The sequence below is a fragment of the Planotetraspora thailandica genome (assembly GCF_016863335.1).
In the GTDB taxonomy this organism is placed as follows: Bacteria; Actinomycetota; Actinomycetes; order Streptosporangiales; family Streptosporangiaceae; genus Planotetraspora; species Planotetraspora thailandica.
The window spans coordinates 42,496-60,075 of the sequence record NZ_BOOR01000021.1; the positions used below are offsets into that span (position 1 = coordinate 42,496).

The following is a 17,580-nucleotide window of genomic DNA, read 5'->3' on the forward strand; positions in this document are numbered from 1 at the left end:
CCATAAATTTATTTTTGGATGTTATGATGTGAATATAATCTTTTTGTTCTGAGTAGCATCACGGGCGTAACTCCCAGAGAAAGGGAATTCGCTCGTGTGTTACGAACCTGACGCCGCGCCTCCCGTCGCCGCGTCGCCCGCCGGCCCGACCACGTCGGGGCGGGTCACCCTCACCTCCGCGGACCAGGCCGAGATCGGCGCCTACCAGGCGCTGCCCGTCACCCCTGACCCCTCCACTGTTGGCGTGCTCGTTTTGCCCGACAACCGCGGCCTGTCCGGCTTCTACGAGAGCCTCGCCGTACGGCTGGCCGAGCAGGGGCATCCGGCGATCGCGGTCGACTACTTCGGCCGCACCGCGGGACCCGGCGAACGGGGCCCCGACTTCCCGTTCATGGAGCATCTTCGCAAGCTGAACAGGGACGAGCTGTTCGGCGACTTCGACGCGGGGGCGGCGTGGTTGCGCGGACGCGGGTGCGAGGCGGTCGTGCCGCTCGGCTTCTGCATGGGCGGCAGATTCGCGTTCATGACCGCGCTGGAGCGGTTCGGCTTCGCCGGGGTCATCGGCCTGTACGGATACCCCGACGAGCTGTTCGGCGCGACGGGGCCGACCCAGCTCGCGCCCGGTTTCACCGCGCCGGTCCTCGGCATGTTCGGGGGCGCCGACGAGGGCATCAGCCCTGCCGTCGTCGACACCTTCGGCGAGGCGCTCGACTCGGCGGGCGTGGCGCACGAGTTCGTCACGTATCCGGGCGCGCCCCACGGGTTCTTCGAGCTCGGCAACGAGGAGTTCGCCGACGCCTCGGCCGACGCCTGGCGGCGCATCCTGGGCTTCCTGGCCGAACGGTAGTGACGGCCGTGGACGCTCCCGGTTGAGCGGGGCCCACGACGGTGGCCGCCCGAGGCGACCTGACCTCGCCTCGGGCGACCACCTGCCAGGGTAGGCGCACACCGCCGGAATCGGAATCTCCGGACCCGCGCGCTGCTGTTAGGGTCGCTGTCGTGCGATTGATCATCTCTCCGCCGCCCGCCTCCTAGCGGGCGGACTCCCTCTGACGAAGCCCGGCCCGGGTGGCCGGGCCGGTGGTCTCTGCCCGCTTCAGGGCCCTGATCGACCACTCGTCCGAGAGAGACGTCACGATGACGCATGTTCACGCCCTGTCCGTACGGCAGGGCTTCTTCTTCGTCCTGATCGCCGCGATCGCCTGGGGAACCGGCGGAGCGGCCGGAGCACTGCTCACCGCCACCGGTGACCTCGGTCCGGTCGCCGTGTCGTTCTGGCGGTTCACGATCGGGGCGGCGCTGCTGGTCGCGGTGCGCCGCCCCCGCCTGCTGCGGATCGGCCGGAGGGACTGGCGGGACGCCGCCCTCGCCGGGCCGTTGCTGGCGGTCTGCCAGGTGGCTTACTTCTCGGCCATCGAGCAGGCCGGCGTCGCGCTCGCCACAATGATCACGATGGGGGCGACGCCCGTGCTCGTCGCCCTCGGCGCCCGGATGTTCCTGCGCGAACCGCTCAGCCGTGACGCGGTGGCCGCCGTCGCCCTGTCCGTGACCGGGCTGCTGCTCATGACCGGCGGCGGCGACGGCGCCTCCTCACCGCTCGGGGTGATGTGGGCGTTGATCTCCGCCGCGGCGTACGCCACCACGACCCTGCTGGCCAGGGCGTCGGCCGCCGACCCGTACGGCAGGGCGGTCGCCGGATTCACCACCGGGGCGTTGTTCCTGCTGCCTGTGTTTCTCCTGCTTGGGGCGGCGCCGTACGAGCTGGTTCCCTCACCGGCGGACGTACCGGTGCTCGGTTACCTGGGGGCGGTGCCGACGGCGCTGGCCTACGGTCTGTTCTTCGCGGGGCTGACCAGGATCGGCGCGACCACCGCCTCGGTGGTCGCGCTTCTGGAGCCGCTGGTGGCGGCGGCCATCGGGGTCCTCGCGCTGGACGAACGGCCGGGTCCCGGCCAGATCATGGGCGCGGCACTCCTGCTGGTTGCCGTGGCCGTCCTGGCCCGCGCGCAACTCCGCAGTCAGGAGTAGCGCGCAGGCGGAAACCGGCGCCGTGCGCGAAACGCGCACGGCCGCCCGGCGACCATTCCGGAACCGCGCACGGCGGAAATGAGCGTCCGCCGTGCGCGGCTTCTTCGCCACCCCACCGCACGGTGATTGTTAGCGATATCACCATAATCGTCAACACTCCAGAAAGATTAAGTTCCGACCGAATTCGGGAAGTCCCAGGTCGACAACTCAGGAAAATTCAGGTCTTGACGGGGATTTGTGTTATCGCAAACACTCTGGGCACCGAGAAAGGAAGACGCATGGCGACTCCCTCCCCCCGTGGCGACATTCCTCCCCGGCCCAAGGTGGCCGTCATGGAGGACGTGGCCGAGCTGGCCGGCGTCTCGGCGATGACGGTGTCCCGGGTGCTCAACGCCCCCGAGAAGGTGCGGCCCGAGACCCGGGCGCGTGTTCTGGCGGCCGTGCAGGAGCTGGGGTACCGGCCCAACTCGGCAGCGCGGGTGCTGGTCACCGGCAGGTCCGGCGTCCTCGGCGTGGTCAGCTTCGACACCACGCAGTACGGCCCGGCGTCCACGTTGTACGCGATCGAGCGGGCGGCCAGGCAGAACGAATACTCGGTCAGCATCGCGAGCCTGGACGCGCTCAACCGCAGGTCGATCGCCGAGGGCGTCGGGCGGCTCATCGCTCAGTCGGTGGACGGCGTCATCATCGTGGCCCCCCACGAGTCGGCGACCGACGGCTTGCGGCACCTGCCGCCGGATCTGCCGGTGGTGGCCGTGGACGCGGGGGAGGGCGTGCCCTTCCCCGTGGTCATGGTCGACCAGCACGCCGGCGCCGCCCGCGCCACCCGCCATCTGCTCAGCCTCGGGCACCGGACGGTGTGGCACCTCTCCGGCCCGGCCAACTGGGTCGACGCCAGCGCCCGGGTGGCCGGCTGGCGCTCGGTGCTGGAGGCCGAGGGCCGCGAGGTGCGCAAGCCCCTCGTGGGCGACTGGTCGGCCCGCTCGGGCCACGAGCTCGGCCGGATCCTGGCCGGCGAGCCCGACCTGAGCGCGGTGTTCGTCGCCAACGACCAGATGGCCCTGGGCCTGCTCAGGGCGCTGCGGGAGGCCGGCCGCCGGGTGCCGGAAGACGTCAGCGTGGTCGGGTTCGACGACATTCCCGAGGCGGCGTACTTCTGGCCGCCGCTGACCACCGTCAGGCAGGACTTCGCGACGGTCGGACGGCTCGCCTTCCAGCTCGCGCTCGACCGCATCGACGGCGTCCGCGGGGAGCGTCGGCTGAAGGTGGAGCCGGAGCTCGTCGTGCGGGAGAGCGCGGGGGTACGCGGCGGCTGACCCGACCCCTGGCCGGGGCCTCGTGCGCCGATTGATGTTAACGCAAACACAAGCAAGTGCCAGCTCGGTCGACATCGGGCGGGCATGGCCAACTCCTCCACACCCCCCGAGAAAGAAACAAGGAGAGAGTGATGAACAGGAAGCTGACGGCCCTGCTGGCCGCCATGGCGCTGGCGTTGGCCGCCACCGGCTGCGGAGGCGGCTCGGGCGGTGACTCCGGGAAGATCACGCTCGGCTTCTCGCAGGTCGGCTCAGAGAGCGGCTGGCGAGAGGCGAACACCAAATCGGTCAAGGAGTCGGCCCAGGCGGCGGGCATCGACCTCAAGTTCTCCGACGCGCAGCAGAAGCAGGAGAACCAGATCGCCACGATCCGGTCCTACATCCAGCAGAAGGTCGACGTCATCGCCTTCTCGCCGGTCGTGGTCACCGGCTGGGACGCGGTGCTGAAGGAGGCGCAGGCGGCCAAGATTCCGGTCGTGCTCACCGACCGCGCCGTGGACTCCGACCCGTCGCTCTACGTGTCCTTCCTCGGCTCCGACTTCGTCAAGGAGGGCGAGGCGGTCGGTGACTGGGTGCTCGACGAGTACAAGGACGCCACGGGCCCGGTGAACATCGTGCAGCTCGAGGGCACGGTCGGTTCGGCTCCCGCGATCGACCGCAAGAAGGGCTTCGAGAGCAAGATCGCGGCCAACCCCAACCTCAAGGTGATCGCCTCCCAGAGCGGCGACTTCACCCGTGCCGACGGCAAGGAGGTCATGCAGGCGATCCTCAAGGCCAACCCCAAGATCGACCTGCTCTTCGCCCACAACGACGACATGGGTCTCGGCGCCATCCAGGCGATCGAGGAGGCCGGCAAGAAGCCCGGCGTGGACATCAAGATCGTCACGATCGACGCCGTCCACGACGGCATGCAGGCGCTGGCCGACGGAAAGATCAACTTCATCGCGGAGTGCAGCCCGCTCCTCGGCGACCAGCTCATGGACATCGTGAAGAAGATCAAGGCGGGCCAGCCGGTGGACAAGCGCATCGTCACCACGGAGACCACCTTCACCCAGCAGCAGGCCGCCGAAGCCCTTCCCACCCGCAAGTACTGAGACCCGCCGGCGAGGGGACGGGGCCCCTCGCCTTTCTTCCGGAGAGGAGTCCGGCATGCCCGGTGCCGTGCTGGAGATGGCCGGCGTCAGCAAGGGATTCCCGGGGGTGCGGGCGCTGGAGGGCGTCGACCTCCGGCTGTACCCCGGGGAGATCCACGCCCTCATGGGCGAGAACGGGGCAGGCAAGTCCACGCTCATCAAGGTGCTGACCGGTGTGCACCAGCCCGACGCGGGGGAGGTGCGGCTCGGCGGAACGCCCGTGTCGGTCACCGGCCCCCAGCACGCGCAGGCCCTCGGCATCAGCACCGTCTACCAGGAGGTCAACCTCTGCCCCAACCTCACCGTGGCGGAAAACGTCTTCATCGGCCGCGAACCGGCAAGGGCCGGCATGATCCGGTGGCGGGAGATCCGGCGGCGCGCCGGCGAGCTGCTCACCCGCCTCCACGTCGACGTCGACCCGGGAGCGCTGCTCGGCTCGTGCTCGCTTGCCGTACAGCAACTGGTCGCCATCGTGCGGGCGGTCGACGTCTCCGCCAAGGTGCTGGTGCTGGACGAGCCGACCTCCAGCCTGGACCGCGACGAGGTCGAGCAGCTGTTCGCCGTCATGCGCCGCCTGCGTGACGACGGGGTGGCCGTCCTGTTCGTCTCCCACTTCCTCGACCAGGTCTACGACGTCAGCGACCGCATGACGGTGCTGCGCAACGGCCGCCTGGTCGGTGAGTTCCGTACGGCGGAGCTCAGCCGGGCCGACCTCGTCGGCCACATGACCGGGCGGGCGCTCAGCACGCTGGAGCAGCTCCACGTGACCGGCGAGTCGGCACGCGTGCAGGCGGAGCCGGTGCTGCGGGCCAGGGGCGTCGGCCGCAAGGGGGCGATCGAGCCGTTCGACCTGGAGATCCATCCCGGGGAGGTGGTGGGCCTGGCCGGGCTGCTCGGCTCGGGGCGCACCGAGGCGGCACGGCTGATGTTCGGCGCCGACGCCCCCGACTCCGGCACGGTCACCCTGTCCGGAGACCCGGTGGCCCTGCGCTCGCCCCGCGCGGCGATCGGGCGCGGCGTCGCCTTCTGCCCGGAGAACCGCAAGAGCGAAGGACTCGTCGAAGACCTCACCGTGGGGGAGAACATCGTGCTCGCCCTGCAGGCGGCCGCAGGATGGTTGCGTCCGCTGTCGCAGAGCCGCCGCCAGGAGCTGGTCGGCCGTTACATCGAAGCCCTGCGCATCAGCCCCGCCGACCCCGACATGCCGGCGCGCAACCTCAGCGGCGGCAACCAGCAGAAGGTGCTGCTCGCCCGCTGGCTCATCACCCGGCCGAAGCTGCTCATCCTCGATGAGCCGACCCGCGGCATCGACGTCGGGGCCAAGGCGGAGATCCAGAAGCTCGTCGTCTCCCTCGCCGGGGACGGCGTGGCCGTGCTCTTCGTCTCCGCCGAGCTGGAGGAGGTGCTGCGGATCAGCCACAAGATCGAGGTGCTGCGCGACCGCCGCCTGATCGCCGAGGTCGCCAACACCGCGGAGATCACCCCCGAAGGCGTCCTGGAGATCATCGCGAACGGAACGACATCATGAAGACAGTGACCGGGCACCGGCTGTTCTGGCCGGCGGCCGTGCTCGTCGTGATGCTGCTGGCCAACGTCGTCGTCACACCGGGCTTCCTGTCCGTCCAGGTGCGGGGCGGCCACCTCTACGGCAGCCTCATCGACATCCTCCTGTTCGGGGCGCCGCTGATCCTCATCTCCATCGGGATGACGGGCGTCATCGCCACCGGCGGGATCGACCTGTCGGTCGGCGCCGTCGTGGCCATCTCGGGCGCCCTCGCCTGCTACATGATCAGCGGCCAGGACGACCAGGGATCGGTGCCCGGCGTGCTGGTCGCCGTCGGGCTCGCCCTGGGGCTGTCCGCCGTGCTCGGGTTGTGGAACGGGCTGCTCGTGGCCCGCGCCGGCATCCAGCCGATCATCGCCACGCTGATCCTCATGGTCGCCGGTCGCGGCGTCGCCCAGCTCATCACGTCAGGGAAGAACATCAACGTCAACAGCCCGCCGTACAAACTGATCGGCGGAGGCTATCTGCTGACCGTGCCGTTCGCCGTGCTGGTGGCCGCCGTGGTGGTCGCCCTCGCGGGCCTGGCCGTACGGAGGACCGCCCTGGGCATGCTGCTGGAGGCGATCGGCGGCAACGCGGAGGCCTCCCGCCTGGTCGGGATCCGGTCGCGGCGGCTCATCGTGCTCGCCTACACCTTCTGCGCGGTGTGCGCCGGCATCGCCGGCCTGATGATCAGCTCGAACATCTCCACGGCCGACGGCAACAACGCCGGGTTGTGGATGGAGCTCGACGCGATCCTCGCGGTGGTCATCGGCGGCACGGCCCTGACCGGCGGGCGGTTCACGCTGGCGGGCACGGTGCTCGGGGCCCTCGTGATCCAGACGTTGTCCACCACGATCTACACGACCGGCGTGCCGCCGCAGACCACGCTGGTGTTCAAGGCGGTCGTCGTCACGGCCGTCTGCCTCATCCAGTCACCCGCCTTCCGGGCCAAGGTGTTCCGCCGCAGGCCCGGGGCTCCACCGCCGGACCCGGTCGCCTCACCGGGCCCCGCCGACGTGGAGGTGCGCGCATGACCGTCCTCGGGACGCGGACCGGCGTCAGGATCCGGCGCGACCACGTGGCCGTGCTGGTCACGCTCGGGCTGCTCGTCGCGATGTTCACAGCCGGATCGATCGCCTATCCGGCGTTCGGATCCGGCCAGGTGGTCATCGACCTGTTCATCGACAACGGCTTCCTGCTCGTCATCGCGATCGGCATGACCTTCGTCATCCTCACCGGCGGCATCGACCTGTCGGTCGGCGCGGTGGCGGCGCTGTCGGCCATGCTCTGCGCGTTCCTTCTCGAACGCTGGCACTGGCCGGTCGCCGTCGTGCTCCCGCTGGTGCTGCTCGTGGGGGCGGGGATCGGGTTCGCGATGGGCTACGTCATCCACCACTTCGAGATCCAGCCGTTCATCGCGACCCTCGCGGGCATGTTCCTCGCCCGGGGGCTGTGTTTCGTCATCAGCGTCAACCAGATCTCGATCAAAAACCCGTTCTTCACCGAATGGGCGCAGACCCGCATCCCGCTCCCCGGCGACATGAACCTGACTCCCACGGTGCTCATCGCCCTGGCCGTGCTCGCCGCCGCGTTCTGGACGCTGCACTACACGAGATTCGGCCGGGGGGTGTACGCCGTCGGCGGCAACGCGCAGTCGGCGCTGCTCATGGGCCTGCCGGTCACCAGGATCAGGATCGGCGCCTACGTGGTCAGCGGCCTGTGCTCGGCGCTCGGCGGCGTACTGTTCGCGTTCTACACGATCTCCGCGAGCGGGCTGCACGCCGTCGGCACCGAACTCGACGCCATCGCCGCCGTCGTCATCGGCGGCACCCTGCTGACCGGCGGCTCCGGTTATGTGCTCGGAACCGTCCTCGGCGTGATGCTGCTCGGCACGATCCAGACCCTGCTCAGGTTCCAGGGCACGCTCAGTTCGTGGTGGACGCGCATCGCCATCGGCGCGCTGCTCCTGCTGTTCATCGTGCTCCAGCGCCTGCTCGGGTCGTCGAGACCCGGCAGGTGACATCCGCGCCGGTGCGCCGCGCCTCAGGGGCGCGCCGGCGCGGTCGAGTCGCGGATGACCAGGTGGCAGGGCATGCGGTGCACGCCGGGGGTCGCCTTCCCGTCGATGGCGGCGAACAGGTGCTGCGCCGCCGTACGGCCGAGCGACTCCAGGTTCATGTCCACCGTCGTCAGCGCGGGCCGGGTCTCGGTGGACAGGACCTCCCAGTTGTCGTAGCCCACCACCGCGATGTCGCCCGGCACCTGGCGGCCCGCCTCCCTGGCCGCCTCGACGAAGCCGGCGGCGATCTGGTCGCTGCCGCAGAACACGGCGTCGACCGACGGGTCGGCCTGCAGCAGGATCTCGGCGGCGTGCCGGCCCCAGCGCTGCGACCACGCGCCGTAGAACACCTGGCCGCCCGCCAGGGCGAGCCCCGCCTCGTCGAGCACGCCCGCCGCGCCGACGGCGCGCTCCCGCGCCGCCTGGTAGTGCGTCGGGCCCGTGACGTGGGCGATGCGCCGCCTTCCCGTGGCCAGCAGATGCCGTACGGCCTCCGCCGCGCCGGCCACGTCGTCGGGGACGAACGAGACGTCCTGAGGGTCCTCGGAGGGTCCGTAGGCGTAGACGACGGGGACGGGCAGGCCGCTGCTGATCGACGGGCGCGGGTCGGTGCTCTCGCCGACCACGATGATGCCGTCGACCCGGCGCGCGAGCAGGGTGCGCACGTAGTGGCGCTCGCGGATCGCGTCGCCGCGCGCGTCGCACAGCAGGACGGCCATCTGCCCCGCGCCGAAGGCGTCCTCGGCGCCGAGCATGACCGGGATGCCGAACCGGCCCACGCTGTCGCTGGTCAGAAGGCCTACCGTGCGGGTCTGGCCGCTCAGCAGGCTGCGGGCGAGCGCGTTCGGCTCGAAGGACAGCTCCTCGGCGGCCCGGAAGACGCGCTCGCGGGTCTCGGCCCTCACCTGGCCGCGCCCGTTGAGCGCCTTGGACGCGGTCGCGATCGACACCCCGGCCAGCGCGGCCACGTCGGTGATGGTCGCCGCGCGTGCTCGTCGAGGAGGCATGAGAGAAAACCTTTTCTGTGTGGTGCCGCGCAGGACGGCCGGAGGTCCTGACTGGTGATTCGCCTGAAAGTTAGCCGGTGTTGCCGCCATCAGGCAACCGGGAGGCCACTTGGCGGCCCATTGACAGCCGCCCATGCTGCGTTTACGTTACCGAAAACCTTTTCATTGTTTCAGGAAGATCTCCAGCGGTCGCGGGCGGCGGTTGCCGGCACGCGGGGCCGCCGACGAGCGCGGCGTCCCGTGCGGCGGGTGGTTGTTAACGCAACCACAAGCAACCGCTTGCCACGAGGCTGTTGCCCGGAGCCGTCCATGCCGCCCACGCGGGGCCGGCGCGACATGGAACGGCATCACCCCAACTCCCCCCGAAAAACGCAAGGAGCACCGATGTCGAGGAAGCTGATCGCGGTCGCCACCGCCGGCGTCCTGGCCGCCGTCCTCGCCGCATGCGGCGGCGGGTCGCCCGGACCGGCCCCGCAGGGCGGGCAGGACGCCGGGCCCGTCACCATCACGATGTGGACCCGCGCGGCCACGCAGGCGCAGTCGCAGCGTCTGGTCGACGCCTACAACAAGAGCCACAAGAACCAGGTCAAGCTGACCGTCATCCCGACCGACAACTACCAGCCGCGCATCGCCGCCGCGGCGGGAGCCAAGCAGCTGCCCGACGTGTTCGCCGCCGACGTGATCTTCGTGCCCAACTACACGTCGCAGGGACTGTTCCTGGACATCACCGACCGCGTCGCCAAGCTGCCCTTCAAGGACTCCCTGGCGCCCTCGCACATGAAGCTCGGCACCTACGACGGGCGGATGTACACCCTCCCGCACACCCTCGACCTGTCGGTGTGGTTCTGGAACAAGGACCTGTACGCCAAGGCGGGGCTCGACCCCGAGAAGGGCCCCACGACGCTCAAAGAGTTCGCCGAGCAGGCCACGACCGTCCAGGAGAAACTCGGCAAGGACGGCAAGATCCACGGCACGTTCTTCGGCGGCAACTGCGGCGGCTGCTACGTCTTCACCTTCTGGCCCTCCGTCTGGGCCGCCGGCGGCCAGGTGATGAACGAGGACGGCACGCAGTCGCTGGTCAATCAGTCGCCGATGACCGACGTCTTCCAGACCTACCGCACCCTGTACGACAACGGCGTCACCGGCCCCACCACCAAGGAGGAGCAGGGCCCCACCTGGACCGGGTTCTTCCCCAAGGGCACCATCGGCGTGATGCCGATGCCGTCCACCACGCTCGGCCTCATGCCCAAGGACATGAAGATCGGCGTGGCCCCCATCGCCGGGCCCGACGGCGGCGAGTCCACCTTCGTCGGCGGCGACTCGGTCGGCATCTCCGCCACCTCCCAGCACCCCGACGCCGCCTGGGACTTCCTGTCCTGGACGGTCTCCGACGAGGCCCAGGTCGAGGTCATGGCCAAGAACAAGGACGTGCCGGCCAGGACCGACCTCGCGAACAACAAGTACTCCGCGGCGGACCCGCGCGTCGTGCTGATCAACTCGCTGGTCGCCAAGGGGCAGACGCCGTACGCGCTGAAGTTCGGCCAGACCTTCAACGACCCGCAGGGGCCGTGGCTGCGCTTCGCCCGTGAGGCCGTCTTCGGCGACCCGTCCAAGCTGGCGTCGCTCAACGGAGCGATCGACTCCTCGCTTCAGCAGTGACGGGGATCGCTCCCGCCCGTCCGGTCCGCGACCCACAGGCGGTCGCGGGCCGGGCGGGCCACACCGCGCGGCGCTCCCGGCAACTGGCCGGGATGCTCTACGCCGCGCCCACCGCGCTGATCGTCGTCGTGCTGTTCGTCGTGCCGCTCGTGCTGGTCGTGTGGATGTCGCTCAACCGCTGGCCGGTGCTCGGCGCCCCCACGTTCAACGCGCCCGCCAACTACGCCAAGGTGTCGCAGGACCCTTTGTTCCTGGACTCGGTGCTGTTCACGCTGAAATACACCGCGATCATCACCGTGCTGCTGTCGCTCCTCGCGCTCGGGCTGGCCCTTGCCGTACAGGAACGGCGGCCCGGCGTCGCGTTCTACCGCGCCGCGTTCTTCCTGCCGGGCGCGGTCGGGTTCGCCGCCGCCGCGCTGCTGTTCTACGGCCTGCTCAACAACGACTTCGGCCCGTTCGGCTTCCTCGGCGTCAACTGGATCGGCACCCCGAACATGGCGCTGACCTCCACGATCATGCTCGTGCTGTGGCGGTTCGCCGGGTTCAACATGCTGATCCTGCTGACCGGGCTGCAGGCCATCCCCGTCGAGGTCTACGAGGCCGCCCGCAGCGACGGCGCGACCCGGATGCAGATCTTCACGAAGATCACGCTGCCGCTGCTGCGGCCCACCATCGCGCTGATGCTGATTCTGAGCATCACCGGATCCCTGCTGGCCTTCGACCAGTTCTTCATCTTCACCAACGGCGGCCCCGACAACAGCACGGTGTCGATGGTCATGGTGATCTACCGCAACGCGTTCTTCCGCTTCGACCTGGGTGGCGCGGCGGCCCTGTCGGTCGTGCTGCTCGTGGCGCTGGTCGCGCTCAACGCCCTGCAGATGCGGGTCCTGAGAGGAGGCCGCGCATGAGGTACCACATCTCGATGTCGGCGCTCGCCGTCCTGTTCCTCTTTCCGCTCGCCTGGAGCGGCTGGTCGTCGGTGCGCGGCCAGCCCGGCAGCGGCCAGGCCGGCGGGTACGGCTTCGGCAACTACACCCAGATGGCCGCGTTCGGAGAGGGACTGCCGACCTACCTGACCAACAGCCTGCTCGTGTCCGCCATGACGGTCGCCGGGACCCTCGTGGTCGCCGCGCTCGGCGGCTACGCCTTCGCCCGGTTCAGCTTCCCCGGCAAGAACCTGCTGTTCCTGGCCGCGCTGGCCATCCTCATGGTGCCCTACGCGACCATCCTCATCCCGCTGTACGTGCTGCTCGGCTACATCGGCCTGCAGAACTCACTCGTCGGGCTCAGCCTGGTCTTCGTCATGTTCCAGCTGCCGTTCGCCCTCTACATGATGCGCAACTCGTTCGAGGCGATCCCCCGGGAGCTGGAGGAGGCGGCGCTGGTCGACGGCTGCGGCACGTTCCGCGCGTTCAGCCGCATCCTCCTGCCCGCCGTACGGCCCGGCCTGATCACCGTCGGCCTGTTCGCGTTCCTCGCCTCGTGGAACGACTTCTTCGCCCCGCTGATCCTGCTCAACGACGGCGCCAACTTCCCCCTGCCGGTCGCCGTCGTGAGCATGACGCAACGCACCTTCGGCGCCATCGACTACGGGATGCTCCAGGCGGGCGTCATGGTCATGGCCATTCCGTGCCTCGTGCTCTTCCTCGTCCTCCAGCGCCACTACGTGCGCGGATTCATGTCAGGAGCCCTGCGTGGTTAGTCCGGTGACACCGTCCTCCGGGGTGCTCGCGCCCCTCGGCCTCGACTCCGTACGGATCTCGCCCGGCTTCTGGGCCGACCGCGACGCCCGGGTCGTGATCGACCACGCGTGGGAGTGGGCGGAGCGGGTCGGATGGATCGGGAACTTCCGCGGCGAGCCCCGCCGCGGCAGGGAGTTCTCCGACTCGGAGATCTACAAGCTGCTGGAGGCCATGGCCTGGTCCGGCCACCACGGGTTCGACGAGCTGGCGCAGACCGTCGCGCGCGCGCAGGAGGCCGACGGCTACCTCAACACCAAGTGGTCGGGCGACCGCTACGCCGACTTCGAATGGGGCCACGAGCTGTACTGCTACGGCCACCTCATCCAGGCGGGCGTCGCCCGGCTGCGCGCACACGGCGAGGACACGCTGACCGAGGTCGTCCGGCGGGCAGCCGACCACGTGTGCGCCCGTTTCATGGACTCGGGCGAGGTCTGCGGGCACCCCGAGATCGAGATGGCCCTCGTCGAGCTCTACCGGGCGACGGGGACCGAACGGTACCTCGAGATGGCCCGGCGCTTCGTCGAACGGCGCGGCCGGCCCGCGCTCGCCGACATCGAACTCGGCCGTGAGTACTTCCAGGACGACGTCCCCGTACGGCAGGCCGAATCGTTGCGCGGCCACGCCGTACGCGCCGTCTACCTGGCCTGCGCCCAGGTCGACCTGGCAGTCGAGACGGGCGACAAGGAGTTGCTTCGGGCGACCGAGGCGCAGTGGGAGCACGCGCTCGCCCGGCGCACCTACATCACCGGCGGCATCGGCTCCCGGCACGCGGGCGAGGCGTTCGGCGAGGACTTCGAGCTGCCGCCCGACCGGGCTTACGTCGAGACCTGCGCCGGGGTCGGCTCCGTCATGCTCGCCCACCGCCTGCTGCTGGCCACCGGCGACGTGTGCTACGCCGACCACGCCGAACGGGTGCTCTACAACGTGATCGCGGCCTCGCCGGCAGCGGACCTGCGCACGTTCTTCTACTCCAACCCGCTCCAGGTCAGGACGCCGGGGGAGGTCGTGGACGGGGTGAACCCGAGGGCCGAGAGCGCGCTGCGCGCCCCGTGGTTCTCGGTGTCGTGCTGCCCGAACAACCTGGCACGCACCTTCGCCAGCCTCGCCGCCTACGTCGCGACGCACGACGACGGGGGCGTGCAGGTGCACCACCTCACCCCCGCCGAGATCCGCCACAATGGGCTCACCCTGCGGGTGGAGACCGGCTACCCGTGGTCGGGAGGTGTGACCGTACGGGTGGTGGAGTCCGCCGGAGGGCCTTCACGGATCGCCCTGCGCGTGCCTCGCTGGGCCGACGGCGCCCGCCTGGACGGCCGCCGGGTCGCGCCCGGATACGCACAGGTGGAGGGGGAGTGGCAGGCCGGAGACGAGATCAGGCTCGACCTGCCCGTGGAACCCCGCTGGACCCGGCCCGACCCGAGGATCGACGCCGTGCGCGGTTGCGTGGCGGTCGAGCGGGGCCCGCTCGTCTACTGCGCCGAGGCGGTCGGCGACGACCCGCCCCTTCTGGAGATCGAGGTGGACACGTCAGGGAACCCGGTGGAGATCGATTCGGGGAGGGAGCTGGAGGTGGCCGCCCACCGCCATGCCGCCGTCGACGCCGCCTGGCCGTACGGGATGGGGGAGCAGGCCCGGGAGGGTGAGGACGCCGGTTCGTTGCGGCTCATGCCGTACCACCGGTGGGGCAATCGAGGCCCCGCTACGATGCGCGTCTGGCTCCCCGAAATCCCCCCACCCCCTTTGGGATGATCGCGTGTTTGTGGTGATCACGTGTTTGGCGTGATCATGCAGAAGTTCGCCGGTATGCGCTGCGACCTGCCCCAACCCTTGGCCGTGATCATGCAGAAGTTCGGGCGCAGGCATCATGACGTGCGCAGATACTGCGCGTGATCATGCAGAAGTTCGACAACGTCTCTCGTGACCTGCGGATCTGTGTGTCGTGATCATGCAGAAGTTCGGCCGTTCACTCTGTGACCTGCCGATTCGGGCGTGGTGATCATGCAGGACGGGCCGGTGCCGAGTTCTATGGCGCCGGCCCGTGGTGTGCCGATCATCCGAGAGCGGGTCGAGCGGGCCTGGGAGGCGTGGTTCCCGTGTCCTCGTCGTGGCACGCCGGACGGACGGAGATGGCCGGCCCTGCGCGCGGGGTTCAGGTCCTGGTGCGGTGTTGTCACTGCATGATCACGAAAACTGAAGGCGCTGGCCACGGGGGCTGTCGCCGAACTTCTGCATGATCACGAAGAGCATATCCGCAGGCCGCAGGGTGAGCGGCCGAACTTCTGCATGATCACGAGCGGTGTTTGCGCACGTCGCGGTGCCTGTGCCTGAACTGCTGCATGATCACGTGCGATGTCTGTGCAGGTCATGATGCCTGTGGTCGAACTTCTGCATGATCACGGGAAAAAAAGGGGGGGGTCATAGGTGGGTGATCTTGTCGGGGTTGGCGATGAGATAGATGGTCTGGATCAGTCCGTCGGCGACGACGAGGGAGACCACCGTGATCACATGTCCGTCCGCGCTGATCACGACACCGGGGCCGCCGTTCACGTCGACGACCTCCATGGCGATGCTCGTGACCGGGGGAGCGCCGATCGATCGCAGGAACTTGGCGATGCCGTCCTCGGTCGCGATGGCGGTCATGAAGGCGGCGACGTTGCCCGCCCCCGACAGCACCCGGAGGGGAGCCCTGGCCTTGCCGCCTCCGTCGCCGACGAGCGTGACCTCTCCGGCCAGCAGCGCCATCAGGCCGTCCATGTCGCCGCCCGCGCACGCGCCGATGAACCGCTCGGTGACGAGCTTGCGCTGCCTGCGGTCCACGTCGAAGCGTGGTCTGCGCTCGCGTACGTGGTCACGCGCCCGGCGGGCCAGTTGCCGTACGGCGGGCTCGCCCCTGCCGACGATCTCGGCGATCTCTGCGTGCGAGAACCCGAACGCCTCCCGCAGCACGAAGACGGCTCGTTCGAGGGGTGACAGCGTCTCCAGCACGACCAGCAGGGCGAGTTCGACGCTGTCAGCCAGCTCGGCATGCTCGGAGACGTCCGGCTCCGTGATGATCGGCTCGGGCAACCAGGGGCCGATGTAGGTCTCCCGCCTCGATCTGACCCACCGGAACCGGTCGATGGCGAGGTTGGTGGTTACCCGCACGAGGTACGCCTTGGGGCTGGCGATCTCGGCCTGGTCCACCTCTGACCAGCGCAGCCAGACCTCCTGCACCACGTCTTCCGCGTCGGCGGCGCTGCCGAGGATGCGGTAGGCGACACCGGTCAGCAGATCACGATGTTCGTTGAACCGTTCGGCTGTCATATGTCGTCAGACGTATCACGAAGTCGCCCGCGTGACACCGGCTGCGGGGAGGATCGTTCGATTACCCGGTCGCGCGCGGTGTCCTATATGCTTTCACTCGTTGCAAGGGGCTATAGCGCAGCTGGTAGCGCACCTCCATGGCATGGAGGGGGTCTGGGGTTCGAGTCCCCATAGCTCCACCGGTAAAGGTAAAGCGCAATTCCCACATCATGGGAATGATCGTCAAAGGGCGGTCGGTCGGTGAAATCGCCGATCCGGCCGCTTTCTTGGTTTTCAGGGCTGCGCAGGCGCACCATGCGTTGCCCATGCTCCGGCCGTGATCGGCGTCCACGGACGCGCCCCGGGTAAGGAACCTTCGTGCGAGATGACGGAGGAGTGCGCGTCGCCCGGGTCTACGACGCGCCCGGCCCGGAAACAGGCGTCCGGGTGCTGGTGGACCGGCTGTGGCCGCGCGGTCTGCGCAAGGACGACCCGCGGATCGATCAGTGGCGTCAGGCGGTGGCGCCGTCGGCTGACCTGCGCCGCTGGTACGGCCATCGGCCCGAGCTCTTCGCCGAATTCGCCGGCCGGTACGAGCAGGAGCTCGCGCAGGGGCACGGGCGGGAAGCGCTCGACGACCTGTACGGCCTGGTGCGGGGCGGCCCGGTGATCCTGCTGACGGCGACCAAGGACGTCGAGCACAGCCATGCGGTGGTGCTGGCCCAATTGCTCAGCGAGTCCGGCTGACACGTCACGACGAGTGGAACGCCGTAAGACCACCCGCATGCGGTCATACTGATCGTCGGCTACGTTGCCCGTTCGTGATATTGATCAGCTCCGGTCAAGTCTCGTCATGCGGCGCAGTGGGGCTCGGCTGATCTCCGCTTCGGCGATCGCCGTCGGAATCTGCGCGTCGGCGGGCTGTGGTCCGTCCGGTTCGCCGGCGGAGTCGTCTTCGTCTACGCCGATGGGAACGACGCCTCTCCGATGGCCGCCCGCTGGGCGAAGGCCAACAAAATCGCCGGATACTACGTCGTGCTGAAGGTGTTCGGCGGATACCGCTCATGCGCCGACCAGCCACAGGGGTGGCACCAGTACGCGCCCGGCGGTTCCCTCGATCTGCAGGCCGGCTACTCGGCCGTGGTGTCGCCGGGCTTCTTCAGGTATGACCAGAAGACGCCGATGTTGCCTCGCGATCCCGCCCGCTTCCGCAAGGACGCGACCACGGTGGCCACCTCCGGGGCGCCGTTTCAGCTCGTCACCACGTTCAACGAGTGGGGCGAGGGCACGTCTGTCGAGTCCACGACGGACTGGCCGAGCAAGGACGGGCACGGCGTCTACATCGACATCCTGCACGAGGTCTTCGGCGCCCATCCGCGCTGAGCCGGTCCCACCCGGTACCACGCCGCCCGGCCTTACGGAACGCGAGAATGAGGAACATGCTGAACGACGCCGACAAGATCGAGGCCGCGAAGCACTGGGTCGACGCGTGGAATCGTCGTGATCTCGAGGCGATTCTCGGCCACTACGCCGACGACGTCGAGTTTCAGGCGTCTACGGTGGTGGCCCGCTGGAACCGCCCCGACGGTGTGCTTCGCGGCAAGGACGAACTGCGCCGCCAGTTCACCCGCGGCCTGGAACTCGCACCCGGGCTGCGTTTCCAGCTCGAAGACGTCCTGCTGACGCCGGACGGCTACGCGGTCGTCTACCTGCGCGAGAACGGCAACCGCGTCGTCGACGCCGTCGAGCTCGGCGCGGACGGCCGGGCGATCCGGGTGCACGCCTACTATGGGCGGCCTCAGGCCTAG

Annotated in this window: 16 protein-coding genes and 1 tRNA gene; 15 read left to right on the forward strand and 2 right to left on the reverse strand. The window is 69.3% G+C overall.

The window, feature by feature from the left end:
* The first annotated feature begins 94 nt into the window (after positions 1 to 94).
* From Pth03_RS15470 to yjfF, 7 genes are all read left to right on the forward strand, one after another.
* Positions 95 to 847, forward strand: coding sequence for a dienelactone hydrolase family protein (locus tag Pth03_RS15470; protein WP_203944961.1), 753 nt, complete (start codon positions 95 to 97; stop codon positions 845 to 847).
* A 290-nt stretch (positions 848 to 1,137) separates the two neighbouring features.
* A complete protein-coding gene (locus Pth03_RS15475) occupies positions 1,138 to 2,028 on the forward strand; it encodes an EamA family transporter (protein ID WP_203944962.1) in 891 nt (296 codons plus the stop codon).
* A 278-nt stretch (positions 2,029 to 2,306) separates the two neighbouring features.
* Positions 2,307 to 3,344 carry a LacI family DNA-binding transcriptional regulator gene (locus Pth03_RS15480; RefSeq protein ID WP_203944963.1) on the forward strand — a complete coding sequence of 346 codons (1,038 nt, stop codon included), beginning with the start codon at positions 2,307 to 2,309 and terminating at the stop codon, positions 3,342 to 3,344.
* Between the two features lie 131 nt (positions 3,345 to 3,475).
* On the forward strand, positions 3,476 to 4,438 hold the full coding sequence (locus Pth03_RS15485; protein ID WP_203944964.1) for an ABC transporter substrate-binding protein: 963 nt from the start codon (positions 3,476 to 3,478) through the stop codon (positions 4,436 to 4,438).
* A 55-nt stretch (positions 4,439 to 4,493) separates the two neighbouring features.
* Positions 4,494 to 6,005 carry a sugar ABC transporter ATP-binding protein gene (locus Pth03_RS15490; RefSeq protein ID WP_239119064.1) on the forward strand — a complete coding sequence of 504 codons (1,512 nt, stop codon included), beginning with the start codon at positions 4,494 to 4,496 and terminating at the stop codon, positions 6,003 to 6,005.
* Positions 6,002 to 7,057, forward strand: a complete 1,056-nt coding sequence (locus Pth03_RS15495) for an ABC transporter permease (protein WP_203944965.1) — start codon at positions 6,002 to 6,004, stop codon at positions 7,055 to 7,057. Before Pth03_RS15490 ends, Pth03_RS15495 begins: the two co-directional genes overlap by 4 nt.
* Positions 7,054 to 8,043: a galactofuranose ABC transporter, permease protein YjfF gene (gene yjfF, locus Pth03_RS15500; protein ID WP_203944966.1), complete on the forward strand. Its 990-nt coding sequence runs from the start codon at positions 7,054 to 7,056 to the stop codon at positions 8,041 to 8,043. Before Pth03_RS15495 ends, yjfF begins: the two co-directional genes overlap by 4 nt.
* Positions 8,044 to 8,066: 23 nt before the next feature.
* Here the strand turns inward: yjfF and Pth03_RS15505 are convergent, their stop codons facing one another.
* Entirely contained in the window at positions 8,067 to 9,089 is a 1,023-nt protein-coding gene (locus tag Pth03_RS15505) for a LacI family DNA-binding transcriptional regulator (RefSeq protein WP_203944967.1), read from the reverse strand.
* Positions 9,090 to 9,473: 384 nt separating this feature from the next.
* Here Pth03_RS15505 and Pth03_RS15510 point away from each other — a divergent pair, with 384 nt between their 5' ends.
* The 4 genes from Pth03_RS15510 to Pth03_RS15525 are packed head-to-tail and all read left to right on the forward strand — an operon-like array spanning position 9,474 to position 14,239.
* Positions 9,474 to 10,748 (forward strand): ABC transporter substrate-binding protein, encoded by a 1,275-nt coding sequence (locus Pth03_RS15510; RefSeq protein ID WP_203944968.1) that lies wholly within the window; start codon positions 9,474 to 9,476, stop codon positions 10,746 to 10,748.
* Entirely contained in the window at positions 10,745 to 11,656 is a 912-nt protein-coding gene (locus Pth03_RS15515) for a carbohydrate ABC transporter permease (protein ID WP_239119065.1), read from the forward strand. Before Pth03_RS15510 ends, Pth03_RS15515 begins: the two co-directional genes overlap by 4 nt.
* Positions 11,653 to 12,450 (forward strand): carbohydrate ABC transporter permease, encoded by a 798-nt coding sequence (locus Pth03_RS15520; RefSeq protein ID WP_203944969.1) that lies wholly within the window; start codon positions 11,653 to 11,655, stop codon positions 12,448 to 12,450. The genes Pth03_RS15515 and Pth03_RS15520 overlap by 4 nt, the downstream gene beginning before the upstream one ends.
* A complete protein-coding gene (locus Pth03_RS15525) occupies positions 12,443 to 14,239 on the forward strand; it encodes a glycoside hydrolase family 127 protein (RefSeq protein WP_203944970.1) in 1,797 nt (598 codons plus the stop codon). Before Pth03_RS15520 ends, Pth03_RS15525 begins: the two co-directional genes overlap by 8 nt.
* 666 nt (positions 14,240 to 14,905) lie before the next feature.
* Here the strand turns inward: Pth03_RS15525 and Pth03_RS15530 are convergent.
* Complete coding sequence (locus tag Pth03_RS15530) at positions 14,906 to 15,793, reverse strand: RNA polymerase sigma-70 factor (RefSeq protein ID WP_203944971.1); 888 nt, start codon at positions 15,791 to 15,793, stop codon at positions 14,906 to 14,908.
* Between the two features lie 106 nt (positions 15,794 to 15,899).
* Here Pth03_RS15530 and Pth03_RS15535 point away from each other — a divergent pair.
* The 4 genes from Pth03_RS15535 (at position 15,900) to Pth03_RS15550 (ending at position 17,580) form a co-directional block, all read left to right on the forward strand.
* Positions 15,900 to 15,972, forward strand: a tRNA-Ala gene (locus Pth03_RS15535).
* A gap of 178 nt (positions 15,973 to 16,150) precedes the next feature.
* Entirely contained in the window at positions 16,151 to 16,519 is a 369-nt protein-coding gene (locus Pth03_RS15540) for a DUF488 domain-containing protein (protein WP_203944972.1), read from the forward strand.
* 240 nt (positions 16,520 to 16,759) lie between these two features.
* Entirely contained in the window at positions 16,760 to 17,155 is a 396-nt protein-coding gene (locus Pth03_RS15545) for a glycoside hydrolase family 71/99 protein (protein ID WP_203944973.1), read from the forward strand.
* Positions 17,156 to 17,211: 56 nt separating this feature from the next.
* Positions 17,212 to 17,580 carry a nuclear transport factor 2 family protein gene (locus tag Pth03_RS15550; protein WP_203944974.1) on the forward strand — a complete coding sequence of 123 codons (369 nt, stop codon included), beginning with the start codon at positions 17,212 to 17,214 and terminating at the stop codon, positions 17,578 to 17,580.

Bases quoted from the DNA above. Each gene is read 5' to 3' on its own strand.
- Pth03_RS15475 (WP_203944962.1), top strand. From the start codon at position 1,138: ATGACGCATGTTCACGCCCTGTCCGTACGGCAGGGCTTCTTCTTCGTC.
- Pth03_RS15480 (WP_203944963.1), top strand. From the start codon at position 2,307: ATGGCGACTCCCTCCCCCCGTGGCGACATTCCTCCCCGGCCCAAGGTG.
- Pth03_RS15485 (WP_203944964.1), top strand. From the start codon at position 3,476: ATGAACAGGAAGCTGACGGCCCTGCTGGCCGCCATGGCGCTGGCGTTG.
- Pth03_RS15490 (WP_239119064.1), top strand. From the start codon at position 4,494: ATGCCCGGTGCCGTGCTGGAGATGGCCGGCGTCAGCAAGGGATTCCCG.
- Pth03_RS15495 (WP_203944965.1), top strand. From the start codon at position 6,002: ATGAAGACAGTGACCGGGCACCGGCTGTTCTGGCCGGCGGCCGTGCTC.
- yjfF (WP_203944966.1), top strand. From the start codon at position 7,054: ATGACCGTCCTCGGGACGCGGACCGGCGTCAGGATCCGGCGCGACCAC.
- Pth03_RS15505 (WP_203944967.1), bottom strand. From the start codon at position 9,089: ATGCCTCCTCGACGAGCACGCGCGGCGACCATCACCGACGTGGCCGCG.
- Pth03_RS15510 (WP_203944968.1), top strand. From the start codon at position 9,474: ATGTCGAGGAAGCTGATCGCGGTCGCCACCGCCGGCGTCCTGGCCGCC.
- Pth03_RS15520 (WP_203944969.1), top strand. From the start codon at position 11,653: ATGAGGTACCACATCTCGATGTCGGCGCTCGCCGTCCTGTTCCTCTTT.
- Pth03_RS15530 (WP_203944971.1), bottom strand. From the start codon at position 15,793: ATGACAGCCGAACGGTTCAACGAACATCGTGATCTGCTGACCGGTGTC.
- Pth03_RS15545 (WP_203944973.1), top strand. From the start codon at position 16,760: ATGGCCGCCCGCTGGGCGAAGGCCAACAAAATCGCCGGATACTACGTC.
- Pth03_RS15550 (WP_203944974.1), top strand. From the start codon at position 17,212: ATGCTGAACGACGCCGACAAGATCGAGGCCGCGAAGCACTGGGTCGAC.